Raw genomic sequence first — 20208 nt, 5'->3', positions numbered from 1 at the left:
GCCGATCTGATTTGATCAGATCGAAATGCGCTCTAAGGGAGGAGGAACCATGCCGCAAGTCTCTGAACAAGAGCAGGTCACTGCCACAGATGCAGCGCTTGAATTGATTGCTGAATTGCAGGCCGAATATGGTCCGATCATGTTTCACCAGTCGGGCGGCTGTTGCGACGGATCATCGCCGATGTGCTATCCGCAGGGCGATTTGCTACTATCGGATGCGGATGTGAAGCTCGGCGAAATCGGCGGTGCGCCATTTTATATCAGCGGTTCACAATACGAAGCTTGGAAACATACCGAACTCATCATTGATGTGGTGCCGGGACGTGGCGGTATGTTCTCGCTTGATAATGGTCGCGAAAAGCGCTTTCTCACCCGTTCCAAGATATGCTCGATTTAACTCTTTGCTCTCCGGAGCAAAGCAGTTACTAAATTGGCCATATCACTGGGGAGAGTGTATAACGGCCATGGCCGCATCCAATAAAAGAGCGACGATCCACGATGTGGCGCGTTTGGCAGGCGTGTCGATCAAGACAGTTTCGCGTGTTTATAATGACGAGCCGAATGTCCGCGATACAATCCGCGAAAAGGTCAAATTGGCAGGCGCCGAATTGCGCTATCGTCCCAATGCTGCGGCGCGTAATCTGGTCGAACGCCGCTCGCATTTGATTGGGCTTTTCTTTGAAAATCCGAGCCAAAGCTATGTAACCGAATTGCAGATCGGTGCACTGGATCGGTTGCGCGGCACGCGATACCGGCTTTTGATATTCCCCGTAGAGAACCGTGCAGACATTCGCGGATCGCTGATTGAGACCGCCCATGCGTCGGGCCTTGACGGAATTATCGTAACGCCGCCGATGTCGGATGATCCTGAGATTTTGCAGGAACTTATTGCTTCCGCGATGCCTTTTACGCGCGTGGCTGGTGATTTTGGTGTTCATCCGACAGATAGCATTGCCATTGATGACGAGAAAGCGGCCTGCGATCTGATGCAATATTTGCTCGATCTGGGGCACCGTAAGATTGCAATTGTTATCGGAGATCTGACGCACCGCTCAGCGCAATTGCGCGTTGAAGGTTATCGTAAGATGCTGGATCAAGCAGGCATTGCGCATAATCCTGATTATGAGGCGGAGGGTGGCTTTAGCTTTGCAAGCGGGCTGGAGGCTGGCCGCAAACTCTTGTCGCTGAAGAACAGACCCACTGCGATTTTTGCATCGAATGACGATATGGCAGCAGCCGTTCTGCAAATTGCCTATGATCATAAGATAGACGTACCAAATGAGCTGACCATTGTTGGCTTCGATGATAGTGCGATTTCAAGCATGGTATCGCCGCAGATCACTACGGTTCATCAGCCAATCCGCGAAATGACCTATGATGCGGTCGATATGTTGCTCAGCCAGATAGAAACCAGCGAGGCATCGCCTTCGCGGCATATCGATTACAAGCTGATTATTCGCCAATCATCAGGCAAGGTTTCCAAATAAAATGGGCCGGTTTCCCGGCCCACTTTTTTTATGGCAGATCAAGTCCTTTGGTCAGTTCCAGAGCTTGCCGTTCGAACATACGTCGATAGATGCCATCTGGCTTACGGATAAGTGCATCGTGATCGCCTTCTTCGACGATATCGCCGCGGTCAAAGACCAACAGCCGATCAAGTGCACGAACCGTTGAAAGCCTATGTGCAATCACAAGTGTGGTACGGCCGATCATCAACCGTTCCATTGCCTGCTGGATCAGCACTTCCGATTCTGAATCAAGGCTTGATGTTGCCTCGTCCAGAATAAGAATTGGTGCATCAGCCAGAAACGCACGGGCAATCGCCACACGCTGACGTTCACCACCCGAAAGTTTCACACCACGTTCGCCAACAAGCGTTGCATAGCCCTTTGGCAGACGCATGATGAAGTCATGCGCACTGGCAAGCATCGCTGCATGCTCGATCTGGGCTTGTGTTGCGCCGGGACGAGCATAGGCGATGTTTTCAGCCAGTGTCCGGTGAAACAGGATTGGCTCCTGTTGCACGATAGCAATCTGCGATCTGAGCGAAGCCTGCGTGACTTCGGCAATGTTCTGTCCATCGATTTTGATCGCGCCGCTACTCACATCATAAAGACGCTGGATCAGCTTGACGAAAGTCGTCTTGCCCGAACCCGAATGGCCGACCAGACCAACCCGCTCACCAGCCTCAATCCTGACCGAAAAGTCACGATAAAGTGCTGTGTCGTGGCTGCCATAATGGAAGGTGACGTTATCGAACGTGATTTCGCCATTTCCGATCTGGATTGCACCGGCACCAGACTTGTCAGCAATGCCATAAGGCTCCGCTTCGATCTGAACCAGTTCTTCCATGTCGTTGACCGAGCGTTGCAGGTTGCGGATATGCATACCGACATCGCGCAGATAGCCCTGCAACATGAAGAAGGCGGTCAGAACAAACGTAATGTCACCTGCGGTCGCTTTGCCCTGGCTCCAGAGATAAAGCGCGAAGCCAATAACCACGCCACGCATGATTAACAGGTTTGCACCCTGAATGAAGCCGTTGAGTGTGCCAATCAGCCATGTGCGGCGCGTACGCGAGCGCCACTTGGTGACGACCTTGGCAAGACGCCCATCTTCACGCGTTTCCGCGCCAAATGCTTTCACAACAGCGTTGCACGAAATGGCATCGGCCAGAGCGCCGCCCATGCGTGTATCCCAGCTGTTAGCAAGTGTTGCGGCAGGCGCAACAAAGCCGAGCGAAATCACAATCGTGCAGACGATGAAAAGCACCGAACCAATGAATACCAGCAGGCCCATCATCGGCCAGTACCATGCGAGAAGTGCGACCGAGCCGAGCAGCATCAGAATGGACGGCAGCAGTGCAAGCAGCAGCGTATCATTGAGCAGATCAAGCGCCCACATGCCACGCGACACCTTGCGCACCGTCGATCCGGCAAAGGCATTGGCGTGCCAGTCGGTCGAAAAGCGCTGGAGCTTGTGAAACGCGCTGGCTGCCATGTCGCTCATGATTTTCAACGTGAATTCCGTGATGACATAAAAGGTTAGCTGGCGCGTGATTAACGCAACAGCGCCCAAGGCAAGCAGAATGATCAGCGCTTGAATAGCGGCATCCCATGCGCCGTCCTGCCCAAGCGAAAGCGCATCAACCAGCTTCCCTGAATAGAGAGGTGTGAGGACGTCTGCGGCCGTTGCAAGCAGCATGCTGATAATGATCAGCGTCAGCCGCAGAGGCTGACTTCGCCAGTGGCTAACGGTGTAGCCGAGGACTTTGCGGAACGCAGGCCCCCGGAAATCTAAACGAAACCGAGTCATATGAATAATACCAGCCCGTATGAAAACGGATTCTGGTTCCTTTAAAATTCACTTTCAGCAAAAAGTGCGGTGCGGTTGTGCGCCGACAAATGCTTGAAAACGAAGACAAAACAAACAGCTGAACATAGCTGCGGCAAATTTGGAAGTGTTTAGGAATATGCCCTTTTGGGGAGGGCGGTCAGGCCTTAGCCTGCAACACGGGCCAAGAACTTAAAGCTTGGAAGCGCCCGCATTAACACCGGGCACCGACGGAAATGGATAAGCACGCATCTCATACCTCTTGCCAGTGTTTCAGATGGGTGCACAATAAATAAGCAAATCTATTTGCCAAGTGGCAAAATGCAGAAATTTAATTTCAATCTATCGAGTGTGATAAAAATGCTGCCTTACAGCTTTCGAGGCCAAACGGCGAGTTTGCGTGAAAAATGCGAGATGGTTGCATGTAAAAGCATGGTGAAGGCCGCCAGCACGAACAGGCTCGCAAACATTAGATCGACCTTGGCGCGACCATTGGCAAGCAGCATCAGATAGCCGAGCCCTTTGGATGCGCCGACCCATTCGCCGACCACGGCACCGATGGGTGCATAGACGGCAGCAAGACTTAACCCCGAAGCGAGTGACGGGAAAGCTGCGGGAATGCGCACATGAAACAGAATTTGCATTGGCTTGGCGCCAAGGTTTTCGGCGGCATTAATCAACGTCTGATCCGTCCTTTGCATCCCATCCAGAAAGGTGGAGACGACCGGAAAGAAGATCATCAGAATGGTGACGGCAATTTTCGATGCCGGTCCATAGCCGAGCCAGAGTGTTAAGATCGGAGCGAGTGCAAATATCGGGATCGCCTGAGAGAACACCATCACCGGCATAACCAGCCGTTGTGCAAGCGGTGACATCATCAGGCCTATGGCTGTGAGAACACCAATAGTAGAGCCGAGAAACAGCCCGCCCAGTACTTCGCCAAATGTCACGACGGCATTATTGGCAATCAACTGCGCATTGGTGATGAGCGATTGCACGACGTCGAGCGGACCGGGCAGAATGAAGCGCGGCATCTGCCATATGCTCACCACAGCCTGCCAAAGTGCCAGCACGGCAAACGCCGACAGAAACCCGTCGGCGATGCGTTTTTTGCGTGAGCGAGGAGCGATGCTCGTCATGCTCCCTTAAGACCCATGCTCCAGAAGTTCGCTTCAAGCCTGCTTGCGGTTGCAAAAATATGGCAGAGCTTTGGCCAGCGCGGGCTACTCTCGAAATCCGTGCCGATGCGGTCTTTTGCAGCCTGATCAAAAAGCTTGCCAACCGTGTGGCACATCTCCTGATAATCAGCGCCCGCATAGGTGTCGATCCACTCCTGATAGGGCGTGCCGGTATGGGCGGTGGCTGCCAGATTGACCCCGATTTCGCCATAGCCATGCGCGCAGGGAACAAGTGCGGTCAGCAGGTCGAGGAAATCGCCTGCCTGCCCGCAATCGAGTACATAACGCGTATAAGCGAGGTTTTCCGGCTCTTCTTTTGTGTTGTAAAGATCATCTTCGGTTATGCCTTCGCGTGCGCAGATTCCGACATGCAGCGGCAGTTCTGTGACCGCCAGCCCATGCATAATCTCGGCGCAAAGTCGCGTTTCTTGCAAGCTGCCTGCCTTCACGACACCCAGCGCAAAGGCGCGGGCATAGTGATGGAGATAGACGTAGTCCTGCCTGAGATAATGCAGGAACGCTGATTTCGGCAGCGTGCCATCGCCAAGCCCGCGGACAAACTCATGATCGATATAGGGGGTCCAGTCATCAAGCGTTGCGGCACGCAGGCGGGTGAACAATTCGGATGAATAAAGAAGCGTGTCACTCATGACTTGTCACCTCCCGCGTTGACGTCGATTGCAAATTTCTCGACAGGCAGGATCGAAGGCACGAGACCGTTATCCTTGAGATAGGTTTCGTAGCGGCTCCAGCGTCCATAATCGAGGCTGGCAGGTGAGCGCGAGAAACGGGCAACCGTGTCTTTCCAAGCGCGCTTGTTCAGCTCGTCTTTGAGTTCGGAACTATAAGACGCAAACAACTCGTAGCTTTGCTCTGGATGATTGACGATATATTGCGCGGCTTTTTCGGTAGCTGCTAGAAAGCGCGAAATCCGTTCTTTTTCGTTCGCATCCAGCTTGTTGGAGTTGGCGACATAAACCAGCTCATCATAGACCGGCACGCCTTCCTCCTCGACGAAGAAGCATTTGCCCGCAACCCCTTCAACCGCCATCTGGTTGAGCTCAACATTGCGATAGGCACCCATCACCGCATCAACTTGTTTCGACATCAGCGATGGTGCGAGCGAGAAGTTCACATTGATGAGTTCGACATCTGAAAGCTTGATGTCGTGGTTTTTGAGAATGGTGCCAAGCACCGTTTCTTCAACACCAGCGACAGAGAAACCGATCTTCTTGCCTTTGAGATCGGCAATTGAATTGACGGAACCATCGTCACGCACCATCAGGCAATTGAGCGGGGAATCGACCAGAGTGCCGACGCGGATCAGCGGAATATCGGCATGAACATCAAGATGCACCTGCTGTTGATAGGAAATTGCCAGATCAGCCTGTCCAGCCGCAACCATTTTGGGCGGCACGGATGCATCCGCAGGTGCGATGATTTCCACATCAAGACCTGCGTCCTTGAAGTAACCGAGCTTGTCGGCCACGATGATCGGCCCATGATCCGGGTTCACATACCAGTCGAGTATGAGTTTGAATTTATCATTCGCGTGAGCTGCCTGAACTGACATCAGGGCGAACGAAGCCGTGGCGCTGAAAAGCGCAGCAAAAACCAGTTTTTTCATGTTTCCTCCGGTTAGAGCGCATCCCGAAAAGTGTGAAGCGGTTTTCGGACAAGATGCGCGTTAAAGCGAATATTGGGTCTACTTTACATAGGGGCGTGTAATATCGATCCATTCCCGCACGCGGGCTTCGGGATCGGGGTTGAGAGTGATGTCGGTGACGACGGATACAATGTCAGCTCCGGCGTTAAAGACGCCCGGCGCTCGCTCCACATTCATGCCGCCAATGCCAACAAGCGGAATATCGCCAAGTGTGGCTTTCCATTGGCTGACGCGATCCAGTCCCTGTTCATGCCATTTCATCTTTTTGAGAATGGTCGGATAGACCGGGCCGAGCGCGATATAGGCGGGCTTTAGCGCTAATGCGCGATCAAGTTCTGCCTCATCATGGCTGGATACACCGAGCTTCACGCCACTCGCACTAATCGCATCGAGATCGGCATCATCAAGGTCTTCCTGACCGAGATGAATGAAGTCGCAGCCTTCCTCAATCGCCAGTTTCCAGTAGTCATTGACGATGAGCTGGCAATCATATCGCGCGCAAATTTCGCGGGCTGCGCGGATTTCTGCGCGCAGTTCAGCGTCGTTCTTATCCTTGATACGCAGCTGCACGAGTTTGATGCCAAGCGGCACCATGCGCTCACACCAGCTGGCGCTGTCAAAGATCGGGTAGAACGGATCAAGGGCCATTACAAAAATGCCTTTCCGATGAGGGGAGTGGAGGGGGCTGCCATGTCGCGGGCTTCAATCGGATCGGCTTCATAGGCGATGCGACCAGCCTCAACAGCGAGTGCAAAAGCGCGGGCGATAGCGGCTGGATCACCCGCTTTGGCAACGGCGGTGTTGATCAGTACGGCATCAAAGCCAAGTTCCATGGCGGTTGCTGCGTGCGATGGCACGCCAATACCGGCATCCACGACCAGTGGAATATCGGGAAAATGCGCGCGCATGGTTTTAAGCGCATAAGGGTTGTTGAGGCCGCGACCTGAACCAATCGGAGCGCCCCATGGCATCAACACCTTGCAGCCTGCCTCAATCAGTTTTTCCGCAACCACAAGATCGTCATTCATATAGGGAAAGACCTCAAAGCCTTCATCGCAGAGAATACGGGCTGCTTCGACCAGCCCGAAAGGATCAGGCTGCAAGGTGTCGTGATCGCCGATGACTTCAAGCTTGATCCAGTTGGTGCCGAAAACCTCACGCGCCATTTTTGCGGTGGTGATTGCTTCGCGTGCGGTATGGCACCCGGCAGTATTGGGCAAAACCGAAACACCCAGATCCTTTATCAGTGTCCAGAAATCCTGACCGGCACGCATATTCCCGCTCTCGCGCCGCAGCGAAACTGTCACGATTTCTGACTTTGATGAGCGGACGCTGTCAGCAAGAATAGAGGGTGATGGATATTGTGCCGTACCCAACAGCAGGCGGCTTTCAAATGTTTTTCCGTAAAATTCCAGCATCTTAGCCTCCCTGCATCGGCGCGAGCACTTCGATGCGATCGCCTTCGCCGATCAGCGTTTCCTCGCGTTCATCGCCTGCAATGAATTCGCCATTGAGCGCGGTTGCCACCACTGCCTCATCAAGTTCGATTTCTGCAAGCAGAGCCAAAAGATTGGCGCTTTTGGTCTCAAAAACCTCGCCATTTAAAACGATGGTCATGCCAGTTCCTCTAGAAATTCGGGTCTTTGTTCGGCCTCGGTTGCTGCTGTAACCGCCATGCGTGCAACCGCAGGCGAGAGCAGAAAGCCGTGCCGGTAAAGCCCGTTGACATAGATCGTCTGGCCGCGTTTACGCACACGCGGCAGATTGTCGGGGAAGGCGGGGCGGGCATCGACGCCGGTTTCCAGAATTTCCGCCTCGCCAAATGCCGGATGCAGCGCATAGGCGGCGCTTAACATTTCCAGCGTCGAGCGAACGCTAATGCCGCCTCTCTCATCGCTTTCGATCATGGTTGCGCCGATCATATGAATGCCGTCACCGCGTGGCACGATGTAGAGCGGAATGCGCGGATGCAGCAGGCGCACAGGGCGCGAAAGATTGATGTCGCGGGAGCGAACCACCAGCATTTCGCCCTTCACGCCGCGCAGATCTTGCAATTGATCGCGTGCTGCCAGACCACGCGCATCGACGGTGATATCGGTGTCGATTTTTACATCTTTCGCATCTTGCCCGAGATGAAAGACGACGCCTTTCTTTTGCAGGTTTTTTGCAAGCTCGATCAGTGTATTGCGCGGGTTGAGGTGGCCTTCCTCAGCAAAGAAAAGCCCCTGCCGGAAACGGCCTGCAAGGTCCGGCTCCAGTGCATCAATCTGTTCGGAATCAATCGTTTCAAACGCTTCCGTGCGACGGGCGAAGCGGCGCAGCTCAGTCGTATCGCGCGTGTGGGAAATGACGAGCGTGCCTTTGCGGTGGACGGTTGAAACATGCTGTTCCCACCAGCCAATCGCTTCTTGCCCTAGCCTGACGACGGGCTCTTCCGCACTCTCACCTTCGCACCACGGGGCCAGCATTCCGCCCGCAAACCACGAACAGCTGTCGGAGCCGATTGCGGTGCTTTTCGCAATGACAGTGACGGCGTGACCTTGATCACTAAATTCTGCGGCACAGGCAAGACCTGCAACACCCGCGCCAATGATGGTAACGCGCATTATGCAATCTCCCACAAGGCGTGGAAGTGATGCACGGGGCCGTGCCCGCTTCCGACCTGCAATGTGTTTGCGGAGCGGATGGCCGCTTGCAGATAGCTGTGAGCCTCAAGAAGTGCCTGTTCCAGCGAAAGGCCTTTGCCAAGTCCCGCTGCAATTGCTGATGAAAGCGTGCAGCCAGTCCCATGGGTGTTTTGCGTGTAGATACGCGGCGCTTCCAGTTGGATCGTTGGCAGATTTGCACGGATGAGAAGGTCGGTGCAGATGTCGCCATCGGCATGTCCGCCTTTCATCAGCACAGCCTTCGCGCCGAGCTTGAGCAAAGCGCGCCCTTGTTCTTCTGCTTCATCATCATTGCGGGCGATTGCACAATCGAGCAGGCAGGCTGCTTCCGGCCTATTCGGCGTCAGAAGGCATGCAAGCGGGATCAGTTTGTCGCGCAATGTCGAGATCGCAGTCTCGCTTAAAAGCCTGTCGCCGGATTTTGCCACCATCACTGGATCAAGAACGACTGGTCCTGAGAAATGTGCAAGGCCCTTGGCGATTGCGAGAATGGTTTCCGGCACCGACACCATGCCGATCTTGACCGAAGCCACATTGAGATCGCTGAAGACCGCATCGATCTGTGCCGCAACAATTTCAGACGGGATGTCGTGAACAGCCGTGACGGCCAGTGTGTTCTGCGCGGTGATCGCTGTAATGACGCTTGCGCCATAAACATTGAGGGCTGAAAAAGTTTTGAGATCAGCCTGAATGCCAGCGCCGCCGCCGCTGTCGGAGCCTGCAATCGTTACGCAAAGGGGCACGGATGCACCATTGCCGGCGGTTGTTTTGGTTCGGGAGAGGCTTTGTCTTAAGTCCATCATGTCGTCTCTCATTCCGAACGGAAAATTGAGACGTCATGAACGGGTTTTGGGGCTTTGCCCCACGGAGGATGGATTCCTCCTTGTTCGCGACGCGCCAAACTCCGTTCCCTACGCAGGTATTACCCGGATCAGGTTCAATGGGTTAACGCGATCAGCGTCTCTCAGCCTTTTGTGTCGCAAGATCGGATGGAAAACCGCAATGCACTTTTCCTGATCTTGCTTCGAAGGCACCCCAACGAATTTTGTGCTTTAGGCATAGGCTGGAATGTTGAGCCGGTCAAGCGGTCCAGATTATTACAATTTGCGAATAAATTTATATTCTCCCCAAGTTTATATATTAATTTTTAATGACCATGCGCTAATTCAGCTTGGGAAAAGCTTCGTCCTGCTACAGACGAGTTATCTGATTTTTGGGCACGGTCCTTTTTAAGGATATGGAATATCGGGTCAGGATCAGTCTGATGAGGGGACAATGATGAGGAAGCCGGAAGCCGGTCAGGCTCACTCGGATGATGCGCTGGTGCGCACATCTGACGCGGATTTTCGCATTCTGTTCACGACTCATCCCACACCAATGTGGGTGTATGATCCCGATACATTGCGCTTCATCGTCATGAACGAAGCAGCCCACGCGCTTTATGGCTATTCGGCCGATGAAGTGCCGGGCATGACTGTTCTCGATATTCGTCCACAAACTGAGCGGGACCGTATGTCGATTGCGGTTCGTGATAGAAGCGATCTTGAGCGCCCTGAACGCTGGAAGCATCTGAAGGCGAATGGTCAGACGATTGATGTTTTGACCTATGGTCGTGAGGTCGTGTTCGATGGCCGGCAGGCCATATTGGCAATTGTGCAGGACATGACGGAGCTTGAGGAAGCCAATCGTCAGGCCAGTCATGCGCAGACATTGCTCGATAGCCTCATCAACAACATGCCGCTTGGTGTCTTCGTCAAGGATATGCAGGACGAGGGGCGTTACCTGCTCTACAATCAGGCTGCATCAACCATAAGTGGCCACAAGATCGATCATGTCGTTGGCTCTGTGGACACGCAAATCTTTCCTGCTGAAGAAGCCAAGCTTTTGACTCAGCAAGATAGCCTTGCGATGCGTCGCGGCAGCGTGCTGACAATCGAGCGCGATATTCGCTGTGCAGATGGAACACCGCGCAGAATGCGAATCATCAAGCGTTCCATTCCGCCAATAGAAGGCGATGAATCGCGCTATCTTATTGGACTTGTTGAGGATATAACCGAGCGTCGTTTGATTGAGCAGCGCATGACGCATATTGCGATGCACGACAATCTGACGGACTTGCCAAACCGCGCTTATTTCTCTCAGCACATTGAAACTGTTCTGAAAAAACGTGAAAGCGCAACGGCTTTTGCACTTTTCTATCTCGATATTGATCACTTCAAAAACATCAATGACAGCCGTGGGCATCAGATCGGGGATCGCTTGCTGCAACAGGTTGCAGAGCGCCTTAAGAACATCGTTTGCGATCATTTTCTGGCGCGTCTGGGTGGTGATGAGTTTGCGATTATTTATCGCTGCGCTGCAGTTTCGCAGATTGCGATGTTTGCCGATCAGCTTCTTTCTGTATTTCAGGATCCGTTCGATCTTGGTGATACGCTGGAATTTGTTTCGTGCAGCATTGGGATCGCGCAGGCGCCGTTGCATGGCGATGATCTCGATGTGTTGATGCGCAATGTTGATCTGGCGCTGTACGCTGCAAAGGCTGATGGTCGGCGCACTTTCCGCTTCTATCAGCATTCGCTGCGATTGGCTGTTGAGAAACGCCATGCCATGACCACGGATTTGCGCCTGGCTTTGGCAGCACAGCAGTTTGAACTGCATTATCAGCCGATATTTAACCTTCAAACCGGCCATATCTCTGGCTTTGAAGCTTTGTTGCGCTGGCGTCATCCAGTGCTTGGCATGGTGTCGCCGGTTGAGTTCATTCCAATTGCCGAAGAGGCTGGTCTCATTGGACCAATTGGCGATTGGGTGTTAAAGCAGGCTTGCCTTGAAGCGGCTTCGTGGCCGCATGGCATCAAGGTCTCGGTTAATCTCTCGCCTGTGCAGTTCCAACAAACTGCGCTTCTTGATTCAGTCACCGATGCACTGGCTGCGGCATCCTTGTCGCCTGACAGGCTGGAACTGGAAATCACGGAATCCGTGTTCTTGCAAAACAGCAAGCACAACATCGAATTGTTGTTTGAGTTGCGTCGCTTAGGCGTTCGCATTGCAATGGATGATTTCGGAACCGGCTATTCATCACTGAGCTATCTGCGCTCGTTTCCGTTCGATAAAATCAAGGTCGACCGAAGCTTTGTATCGGGCATCGAGGTGGACACGCGTGATCTTGCGATCATTCAGGCCGTTGCCACACTTGGCGCTGGTTTTAGAATCGTCACGACTGCTGAAGGTGTGGAAACCACACAGCAACTCGAATGTTTGCGCGCGCAGAATTTCGGCGAGGTGCAGGGCTTTTTGATGGGGCGTCCAATGCCTGCCATTGATGTGGCCGACTTCATTCAGACCCGCTGTGGATCTATCCTTGCGATGATCGAACCGCAAAACGAATTGGCTATCTGATAGGGCTTGACCTTCCAACGGTGGGAAGGGTTATCTATCATGCAACTCATCAAAACGCTCTTCAAACAGAGCGAAGTAGCATCCGCTAGAAAGTCGGAAACGCTTTTTGGAAAGCAGGATGCGCTTTAAAAGGGATTGCCATGAACAAGCCTGTAAAATCTGACGCCACAAGTTTTGCCATTCCTGTTGAAGGGATGAGTTGCGCGTCCTGCGTGTCATCGGTTGAAAAGGCGGTCGCAAAGGTGCCGGGCGTGGACAAAGTGTCCGTTAATCTCGCAACAGAACGCGCTGATGTCACCTTCAAGTCTGCACCTGATATGCCTGCTGTCATCGATGCAATCCGCAAGGCTGGCTATGATGTGCCGTCGGGCAGTGCCGATCTCGCCATTGAGGGTATGAGCTGCGCGTCTTGCGTGAGCAATGTCGAAAAAGCTTTAAGCGCGGTTCCGGGCGTGTCTCGCGCCAGCGTCAACCTCGCGACAGAGCGCGCGCATGTTGAGCTTGCAGGACAGGTCGTAGTCGCTGATCTGATCAAGGCGGTTGAAAAAGCGGGTTATGAAGCGCGTTCGCTTGATGAGACACGCAGCGATGTTCAGCAGGAAACACAATCCGACAAGCGCGACGCGGAAGCGGTTGAACTGAAAAAGAATGTTATTCTGGCAGCCGTTCTCACGCTTCCAGTGTTCATTCTGGAAATGGGCTCGCATCTCATTCCCGCTGTGCACATGTTCGTCATGGACACAATCGGCATGCAGAACAGCTGGTATTTCCAGTTTGTGCTGACAACGCTTGTGTTGTTCGGCCCCGGTATGCGCTTTTTCAAAAAGGGCATTCCCGCTCTGCTGCGTGCCGCACCTGATATGAATTCGCTGGTTGTTGTTGGCACAACGGCTGCATGGGGCTTTTCAGTTGTTGCTACCTTCTGGCCCGACATTCTTCCCGACGGCACGGTCAACGTCTATTTCGAGGCCGCAGCTGTTATCGTGACACTGATCCTGATTGGCCGTTATCTTGAAGCACGCGCCAAGGGGCGTACGTCCGCGGCAATCAGCCGTCTGGTGGGTTTGCAGGCAAAGTCTGCGCGTGTGGTGCGCAATGGCGAAACGCTGGACGTGCCGCTTGAAGAGGTGCGTGCGGGCGACATTGTGCAGGTGCGCCCTGGTGAAAAAGTACCCGTTGATGGCGAAGTGATTGAAGGCTCATCCTATGTAGATGAGTCGATGATTACCGGTGAGCCGGTGCCAGTCATCAAGGAAACTGGTGCTGAAGTTGTCGGCGGCACGATCAACAAAACGGGTGCGTTTACATTCCGCGCAACCAAGGTTGGCCGCGATATGGTCATCTCGCAGATTGTGCGGATGGTTGAAGATGCGCAGGCCGACAAGCTGCCCATTCAGGCTAAAGTCGATAAGGTGACGGGCTGGTTCGTGCCAGCAGTTCTCGGCGCAGCGCTCATCACATTCATCGTCTGGCTGATCATTGGTGGCACAGCCATGATGGGCTATGCGCTGGTTAACGCCATTGCAGTTGTCATCATTGCATGCCCATGCGCAATGGGACTTGCAACGCCGACCTCAATCATGGTCGGCACAGGTCGCGCTGCCGAATTTGGCGTGCTGTTCCGCCGTGGTGATGCGCTGCAAACCTTGCGAGATGCATCGGTGATTGCGGTTGATAAGACCGGCACACTCACACAGGGCAAACCGGCTTTGGCACATTTTGCTGTCGTTAATGGTATCGACAAGGACGAAGCGCTGGCGCTGATCGCTGCTGTCGAGGCTCGTTCGGAGCATCCAATTGCCGATGCGATTGTAACTGCCGCCAAGGAAAAGAACCTTAAACTTGGTGATGTATCGGCCTTTGAATCGGTTCCGGGTTTTGGCCTGAAAGCCGAGGTTGCGGGTCACGAAGTTGCCATTGGTGCAGATCGTTACATGGCAAAAATCGGGCTTGATGTGGCGGTCTTTGCCGATGATGCCAGCCGTCTGGGTGATGAAGGCCAGACCCCGCTTTATGCGGCAATCGATGGCAAGTTGGCTGCGATTATCACAGTCGCTGATCCGATGAAGGAAACCACGCCTGCCGCCATTGCCGCCATGCATGAGCAGGGCCTGAAAGTTGCAATGATCACTGGCGATAACCGCCGCACTGCGCAAGCCATTGCCAAGCGCCTTGGCATTGATGAGGTGGTTGCGGAGGTGCTGCCCGATGGCAAGGTTGAGGCTTTGAAGCGTTTGTCGGCTGGCGGAAAACGCATTGCCTTTGTGGGTGACGGTATCAATGATGCGCCAGCGCTGGCGGCTGCGGATGTCGGCATTGCTATTGGCACTGGCACAGATATTGCGATTGAAAGTGCCGACGTGGTGCTGATGTCGGGCGATCTGCGCGGTGTGGTCAATGCCATTGCAATCTCGAAAGCCACGATCCGCAATATCAGCGAAAACCTGTTCTGGGCTTTTGCCTATAACGTGGCGTTGATCCCGGTTGCGGCTGGTGTTCTTTATCCGATTACGGGAACGCTGCTGTCGCCGGTATTGGCGGCGGGCGCTATGGCGCTTTCGAGCATTTTCGTGCTTAGCAATGCGCTTCGGCTGCGGGCTTTCAAAAGCCCGATGGCCTGATGGATCACGCGAAGATCGGCGGCCTTTCTGGTCGCCGGTAATTCTTTATTTCTTTTGCATAAATGCCTCTGGATTTTTCATTTTGCCGCCTATCTTTCAGGGCAGGCAGTGTTGTGTTGCGCGCAAGGTCTTTTTGCTGCAACACTTCCACCAATCAGGAATACCTCGAATTTTCTTTATCCGTGCAGCTCTTTCAGTCGAACAGTAGTGCACGGTGGGATGGCAGTTACAGCTTTAAGGGGGTAACGTCTTGCTTGTTTCTCTGACTTCAATTGTTTTGATATTGATCGGCCTGGGGCTGGGTGCCGCGGGCATCTATCTCGTTACGCTGGGCGGCAGCTGGTTCTTCGTCATCGCTGCCATTGGCTTTTTGCTGACGGGCATTTTCCTCTTCAAAAGAAGCGCTGTTGCGCTCTGGATTTATGCGCTTGTCATTCTCGGCTCGCTTGGCTGGGCGGTCTCTGAAGTCGGTTTCGACTGGTGGGGACTGGGTTCAACAGGCGGCGTGATTGTTCTGCTTGGCCTGTGGCTGCTCACACCATGGATCAGAAAGCCGCTCAATGGTGGTGGTTTGCCGCTGACCGTTGCGACACTCGCAGCGCTTGTGGTTGCTGGTTACTCCATGACGCAGGACCCGTGGAATATTGCGGGTGATCTGCCAACCGATAAGGTGGCGGCAACGCCTGATCTTGGCGGCAATGTTCCTGATGGCGAATGGCATCAATATGGCCGCACGCCTTATGGTCAGCGTTATTCGCCTTTGACCGGGATCACGCCGGAAAACGTCTCGAAATTGCAGGTCGCATGGCAGTATCAGACCGGCGATGTGAAACAGCCGGAAGACGTGGGCGAAACGACCTATCAGGTCACGCCGCTTAAAATTGGCGATTCGCTTTATCTTTGCACACCGCACAATTGGGCCATTGCGCTCGATGCAGCAACGGGCAAGGAAAAGTGGAAGTTCGATCCGAAGGTTGGCTTCAATACGGATCGCCAGCACCAGACTTGCCGTGGCGTAAGCTATTGGAAAGACACAACCGCAACGGCTGGGGCCAAGTGTTCCGAACGCGTTTATCTGCCAACATCGGATGCGCGTCTGATTGCACTTGATACCCAGACAGGCGAAATCTGCACCGACTTTGCCAATGGCGGCACGCTCGATCTTGGCCATGGCATGAAATATAACCCGGCTGGTTATTACTATTCGACTTCGCCACCGGCAGTCGTTGGTGACAAGATCATCGTTGGCGGTGCGGTCAATGATAACTATTCGACCGAAGAACAGTCGGGTGTTATCCGTGCTTTCGATATTCGCACTGGCGATCTGCTGTGGAACTGGGATTCCGGCAATCCGGATGTCACAACACCGCTGCCTGAAGGCGAACACTACACGACCAATTCGCCAAACAGCTGGTCGGTATCGAGTGTTGATGAAGGCCTCGGCCTGATCTTCATTCCGCTTGGCAATCAGGTTCCTGATCAGTTGGGCATGAACCGCAGCGATAATGTCGAGAAATATTCGTCGTCTATCGTGGCGCTTGATGTGAATACCGGACAGCCGAAATGGGTGCGCCAGACCGTACACCACGACCTGTGGGATATGGACGTTCCAGCCCAGCCGGTTCTGCTCGACATCAATGGCGTGCCTGCACTGGTTGGACCAACCAAGCAGGGCGATATTTATGTGTTGGATCGCCGCACAGGTGAGCCGATTATTCCGGTTCGTGAAATCCCTGCGCCGACGGGTGCGATCCCGGAAGATCACACGTCGCCGACGCAGCCTATTTCTGATCTGACATTCAGTCCTGCACCACTGACTGAAAGCAGCATGTGGGGCGTGACCCTGTTTGATCAGCTGGCATGTCGCATTGCTTTCCGTAAGCATTTCTATGAGGGCCGCTACACGCCGCCTTCGCTGAAAGGCACGATTGTCTATCCGGGCAATTTCGGCGTGTTCAACTGGGGCAGTGTGGCCGTCGATCCGGTGCGTCAGGTGATGTTCGGCATGCCGACTTATCTGGCTTTCACATCGCAGCTTGTTCCTCGTGCAGATATTCCGCCACGTGGTCAGGATGAGAAGGGCAGTGAGCAGGGTCTGAACCGCAATGACGGCGCACCTTATGGTGTGTTCATGGGGCCATTCGTTAGCCCGCTTGGCATTCCATGCCAGACGCCGCCATGGGGCTTTGTTGCCGGTGTTGATCTGCGCACAGGCAAGATCGCCTATAAGCACCGCAATGGCACCATTGAGGATATGGCACCGGTTCCGCTGCCGCTCAAAGTTGGCGTTCCGGGTATTGGCGGACCAATGATTACGGCTGGTGGCGTGGTGTTCCTTGGTGCAGCCGTGGATGATTATCTGCGCGCTTATGACCTCACCAATGGTAAGGTGCTTTGGCAGGCGCGCCTGCCTGCGGGCGGTCAGTCCACACCCATGACCTATACGGTTGGTGATCAGCAATTTGTGCTGATGGTTGCCGGTGGTCATGGTTCGGTGGGCACCAAGCCCGGCGATTATGTGATCGCCTATACGCTGCCGAAATAAAGCGCTCGAGACAAAAAACGCCGGGAAATTCCCGGCGTTTTATTATTGGAAGCGTTTAAATTTTGCCGTGCAGCAATTCGCCCTTGCGCGGCGCTGTATGATGAAGCTGCTCCGCATTGTTATTGGCAAGCTCGTGGATGATCGGGCAATCGGGGCGATCATCGCCATGGCAATTATGCGCAAGATGGCGAAGCGTATCGGCCATGTTCTGCAACTGCTTCATCTTGGCTTCCAGCTCCTCAACATGAACCAGCGCAACTTTCTTGACATCAGACGATGCGCGGTTGCGGTCGCGCCAAAGTGCGAGCAGTGCTTTGATTTGATCGACGGAAAAGCCGAGGTCGCGGCTTGAACGGATGAAGCGCAGTGTTTCGACATCTCTTTGCGTATAAACGCGATAGCCGGAACTGGTTCTGTCAGCAGCTTCAATAAGCCCGATGGTTTCATAATGGCGGATCATCTTCGCCGATATGCCCGATGCGGTCGCTGCCTGGCCGATATTCATCCCGTTCCTCTCAATTTATGAGCTTTGCATATAGGAACGGCAGAACGGGATTCAAAGAGGTTTTCGCCGGATTAGAGTGCATCCCGAAAAGTGTGTAGCGGTTTTCGGATAAGATGCACGTTATAGTAAGTTTTAGGGCGCCGATCTGATAAAATCAGACCGGCGCCCTAAATGGCGAAAAATGTATTTATTGATAGCAATCAGGCGGTGAAATCGCTCTGGGTGCCGTGTGCTTCAATTGCCTGTGCAAGGCGCTGAAGCGCATGCACATAAGCTGCCGAGCGAACGGTTACATTGTGCGCTTTTGCGTGGTTCCAGATGGCGCGGCCTTCGCGTTCCATGATGGTCTTGAGGCGCTCATGGATTTCTTCAAGCGTCCAGTAGTAACCCTGACGATTCTGGACCCATTCGAAATAAGAAACAGTCACGCCGCCAGCATTGGCCAGAATATCCGGAAGGACGATAACGCCGTTTTTGACGAGGATTTCGTCGGCTTCCGGCGTCACAGGACCATTGGCCAGCTCAACAATCAGCTTTGCCTTTACGGATGCTGCATTGTCGGCGTTGATCATGTTTTCCATGGCGCTTGGTACGAGAACATCGCATTCAGCGGCAATCAGCTGATCCGGCGTAATGGCTTCATGGCCATGTTTGCCAGCGGTGGAGACAACCGACTTGTTCTGCGCCTTGGCTTCAAGCAGCGCATCAAGATCAAGACCGTTTGCGCAATAAACGGCGCCGGACGAATCCGATACGGCGACGATCTTATGACCATCGCTTGCCATAAGCTTTGCGATGAACTGACCGGCATTGCCGAAGCCCTGAACGGTGACGCGAAGCTGTGATGCCAGGCCCAGATCTTCCGATAGGTGGCGCACAAGATAGAAGCCACCACGTGCAGTCGCATCGTTACGGCCAAGCGAGCCACCGAGCGCCAGAGGCTTGCCGGTGATAACAGCTGGCGAAGACTGACCAACGATTTGCGAATATTCGTCTGCCATCCAGCCCATGATCATGGAGTTGGTGTAAACGTCTGGTGCCGGAATATCGCGATCCGGGCCGATGATGCCGGAGAAAGCCTGAATATAAGCGCGCGAAAGACGCTCAAGTTCTGCCTTGGAAAGCTGGCGTGGGTCAACCTGAATGGCACCCTTGCCGCCGCCATAAGGCAGATTCATGACTGCACATTTGAAGGTCATCCAGAAAGCGAGTGTTTCGACTTCTTCAGCCGTTGCTTCCGGGTGATAGCGGATGCCGCCCTTGGTTGGTCCGCGCGTGTCGTCATAACGGCAGCGCCATGCAAGAAAGGATTTACGCGAACCGTCATCCATGCGGATCATCAGTCGCACTTTCATGGTTTCGCGGGCGTATTTCAGTTTTTCGATAACATCCGGATCAATATTGATGTGGCTTGCGGCTTCATCAAGACGAACCAGTGCACTTTCAAGTAGATTTTCCCTAGTCACGAAATCACCTTTCTTGCGCTTAAGTGTTTTTAAATGCGATTTTGCGCAAGTCTGAGTACCGTTTCACGCAATAAAAGAAAAGAGAAAAGGACAATATTATTGTCCTATTTCCCAAAAATGTTTTGGATTTGTTCTAATATTACTTAATGCTAATATTATAAAGGCGGAGCTTATCCTTGTTTCAGGTAGCTGCGCTCAACACCTTCCGCGATAATCCGCTGAGCAGCCTCCCAAAGTGTGTCTGATGCATGGGAGATCGGGGATTTTCGGTCAAGCACAACAGGCGCGGTCACGCCCGGCGTGTGCCATGTGCCGCCGCTTGTGAAGAAGTTGTGCAGGAGCGGTTGCAGCCGATCCATTGCGCGGGCAAACTGCGCCTCTGCCGTTTTGCGCGCCTCAAACTCATCCCAAAGAGCACGGAACTCCAGCGCCTGATCATTGGGTAAAATGCCGAATATCCGGTTGGCTGCCTGTATTTCGCGCTCTTCCTGATCAACAATTCCGGCATTGTCATAGATAAACGTGTCGCCAGCATCGATTTCCACGATATCATGGATGATTAGCATTTTGAGCACGCGCAACAGATCAACGCTCTCATTCGCATGTTCCTGCAAAACCATCGCCATCAGCACCAGTTCCCAGGTGTGTTCGGCATCGTTCTCGCGACGGGATCCATCCAGAAGTGGTGTCCGACGAATGACCTGCTTCAGCTTTTCGACTTCAAGAATGAACTGGAACTGCTGTCGCAATCTGGTGTTCGGAACAAGACTTGTGAATTCGCTTTCAGATAGGTTGAGTGGCTTAAGTGGCAGCGCGTCAGTCATTGGCA

General features: G+C 53.6%; 17 protein-coding genes and 1 riboswitch. Of the genes, 5 read left to right on the top strand and 12 right to left on the bottom strand.

Annotation, left to right across the window (positions count from 1 at the left end; genetic code table 11):
- Positions 1-49 precede the first annotated feature (49 nt).
- Positions 50-397 (top strand): DUF779 domain-containing protein, encoded by a 348-nt coding sequence (locus J2782_RS11040; protein ID WP_094506234.1) that lies wholly within the window; start codon positions 50-52, stop codon positions 395-397.
- Between the two features lie 67 nt (positions 398-464).
- Entirely contained in the window at positions 465-1487 is a 1023-nt protein-coding gene (locus J2782_RS11035) for a LacI family DNA-binding transcriptional regulator (RefSeq protein ID WP_310012399.1), read from the top strand.
- 28 nt (positions 1488-1515) lie between these two features.
- Here the strand turns inward: J2782_RS11035 and J2782_RS11030 are convergent, their stop codons facing one another.
- The 9 genes from J2782_RS11030 to thiD all read right to left on the bottom strand — a co-directional run bounded on the left by J2782_RS11030 (position 1516) and on the right by thiD (position 9643).
- A complete protein-coding gene (locus J2782_RS11030; protein ID WP_310012397.1) occupies positions 1516-3315 on the bottom strand; it encodes an ABC transporter ATP-binding protein in 1800 nt (599 codons plus the stop codon).
- Positions 3316-3701: 386 nt separating this feature from the next.
- Positions 3702-4472: an ABC transporter permease gene (locus J2782_RS11025; RefSeq protein ID WP_310012394.1), complete on the bottom strand. Its 771-nt coding sequence runs from the start codon at positions 4470-4472 to the stop codon at positions 3702-3704.
- A complete protein-coding gene (tenA, locus tag J2782_RS11020; protein ID WP_310012393.1) occupies positions 4469-5161 on the bottom strand; it encodes a thiaminase II in 693 nt (230 codons plus the stop codon). The genes J2782_RS11025 and tenA overlap by 4 nt, the downstream gene beginning before the upstream one ends.
- The gene (locus J2782_RS11015; RefSeq protein ID WP_310012392.1) at positions 5158-6138 is read right to left on the bottom strand and encodes an ABC transporter substrate-binding protein; all 981 of its coding nucleotides are present in this window, start codon (positions 6136-6138) and stop codon (positions 5158-5160) included. The genes tenA and J2782_RS11015 overlap by 4 nt, the downstream gene beginning before the upstream one ends.
- 78 nt (positions 6139-6216) lie before the next feature.
- Positions 6217-6825, bottom strand: coding sequence for a thiamine phosphate synthase (locus tag J2782_RS11010; protein ID WP_310012388.1), 609 nt, complete (start codon positions 6823-6825; stop codon positions 6217-6219).
- Positions 6825-7595 carry a thiazole synthase gene (locus tag J2782_RS11005; RefSeq protein ID WP_310012385.1) on the bottom strand — a complete coding sequence of 257 codons (771 nt, stop codon included), beginning with the start codon at positions 7593-7595 and terminating at the stop codon, positions 6825-6827. Before J2782_RS11005 ends, J2782_RS11010 begins: the two co-directional genes overlap by 1 nt.
- A 1-nt stretch (position 7596) precedes the next feature.
- Positions 7597-7794 carry a sulfur carrier protein ThiS gene (gene thiS / locus J2782_RS11000; protein WP_113487427.1) on the bottom strand — a complete coding sequence of 66 codons (198 nt, stop codon included), beginning with the start codon at positions 7792-7794 and terminating at the stop codon, positions 7597-7599.
- The gene (gene thiO, locus J2782_RS10995; protein WP_404989626.1) at positions 7791-8783 is read right to left on the bottom strand and encodes a glycine oxidase ThiO; all 993 of its coding nucleotides are present in this window, start codon (positions 8781-8783) and stop codon (positions 7791-7793) included. Before thiO ends, thiS begins: the two co-directional genes overlap by 4 nt.
- Positions 8783-9643, bottom strand: coding sequence for a bifunctional hydroxymethylpyrimidine kinase/phosphomethylpyrimidine kinase (thiD, locus tag J2782_RS10990; protein WP_310013320.1), 861 nt, complete (start codon positions 9641-9643; stop codon positions 8783-8785). The genes thiO and thiD overlap by 1 nt, the downstream gene beginning before the upstream one ends.
- A 91-nt stretch (positions 9644-9734) precedes the next feature.
- A riboswitch (TPP riboswitch) is annotated at positions 9735-9891 on the bottom strand.
- A 230-nt stretch (positions 9892-10121) separates the two neighbouring features.
- Between thiD and J2782_RS10985 the strand changes: the two genes are divergently transcribed.
- The 3 genes from J2782_RS10985 to J2782_RS10975 all read left to right on the top strand — a co-directional run bounded on the left by J2782_RS10985 (position 10122) and on the right by J2782_RS10975 (position 17408).
- A complete protein-coding gene (locus J2782_RS10985) occupies positions 10122-12242 on the top strand; it encodes a putative bifunctional diguanylate cyclase/phosphodiesterase (RefSeq protein ID WP_310013319.1) in 2121 nt (706 codons plus the stop codon).
- 140 nt (positions 12243-12382) lie between these two features.
- Positions 12383-14863 (top strand): heavy metal translocating P-type ATPase, encoded by a 2481-nt coding sequence (locus tag J2782_RS10980; RefSeq protein WP_310012382.1) that lies wholly within the window; start codon positions 12383-12385, stop codon positions 14861-14863.
- A gap of 250 nt (positions 14864-15113) precedes the next feature.
- On the top strand, positions 15114-17408 hold the full coding sequence (locus J2782_RS10975) for a glucose/quinate/shikimate family membrane-bound PQQ-dependent dehydrogenase (RefSeq protein WP_310012381.1): 2295 nt from the start codon (positions 15114-15116) through the stop codon (positions 17406-17408).
- A gap of 55 nt (positions 17409-17463) precedes the next feature.
- Here the strand turns inward: J2782_RS10975 and cueR are convergent, their stop codons facing one another.
- The 3 genes from cueR to J2782_RS10960 all read right to left on the bottom strand — a co-directional run bounded on the left by cueR (position 17464) and on the right by J2782_RS10960 (position 20203).
- On the bottom strand, positions 17464-17913 hold the full coding sequence (cueR, locus tag J2782_RS10970) for a Cu(I)-responsive transcriptional regulator (RefSeq protein WP_310012378.1): 450 nt from the start codon (positions 17911-17913) through the stop codon (positions 17464-17466).
- 200 nt (positions 17914-18113) lie between these two features.
- Complete coding sequence (locus tag J2782_RS10965) at positions 18114-19379, bottom strand: Glu/Leu/Phe/Val family dehydrogenase (RefSeq protein ID WP_310012377.1); 1266 nt, start codon at positions 19377-19379, stop codon at positions 18114-18116.
- Between the two features lie 170 nt (positions 19380-19549).
- On the bottom strand, positions 19550-20203 hold the full coding sequence (locus J2782_RS10960) for an HD domain-containing protein (protein ID WP_310012376.1): 654 nt from the start codon (positions 20201-20203) through the stop codon (positions 19550-19552).
- Positions 20204-20208: the final 5 nt, after the last annotated feature.

Source organism: Brucella pseudogrignonensis (genome assembly GCF_031454375.1).
In the GTDB taxonomy this organism is placed as follows: Bacteria; Pseudomonadota; Alphaproteobacteria; order Rhizobiales; family Rhizobiaceae; genus Brucella; species Brucella pseudogrignonensis_A.
This window is presented reverse-complemented; position numbering and strand designations above follow the sequence as displayed.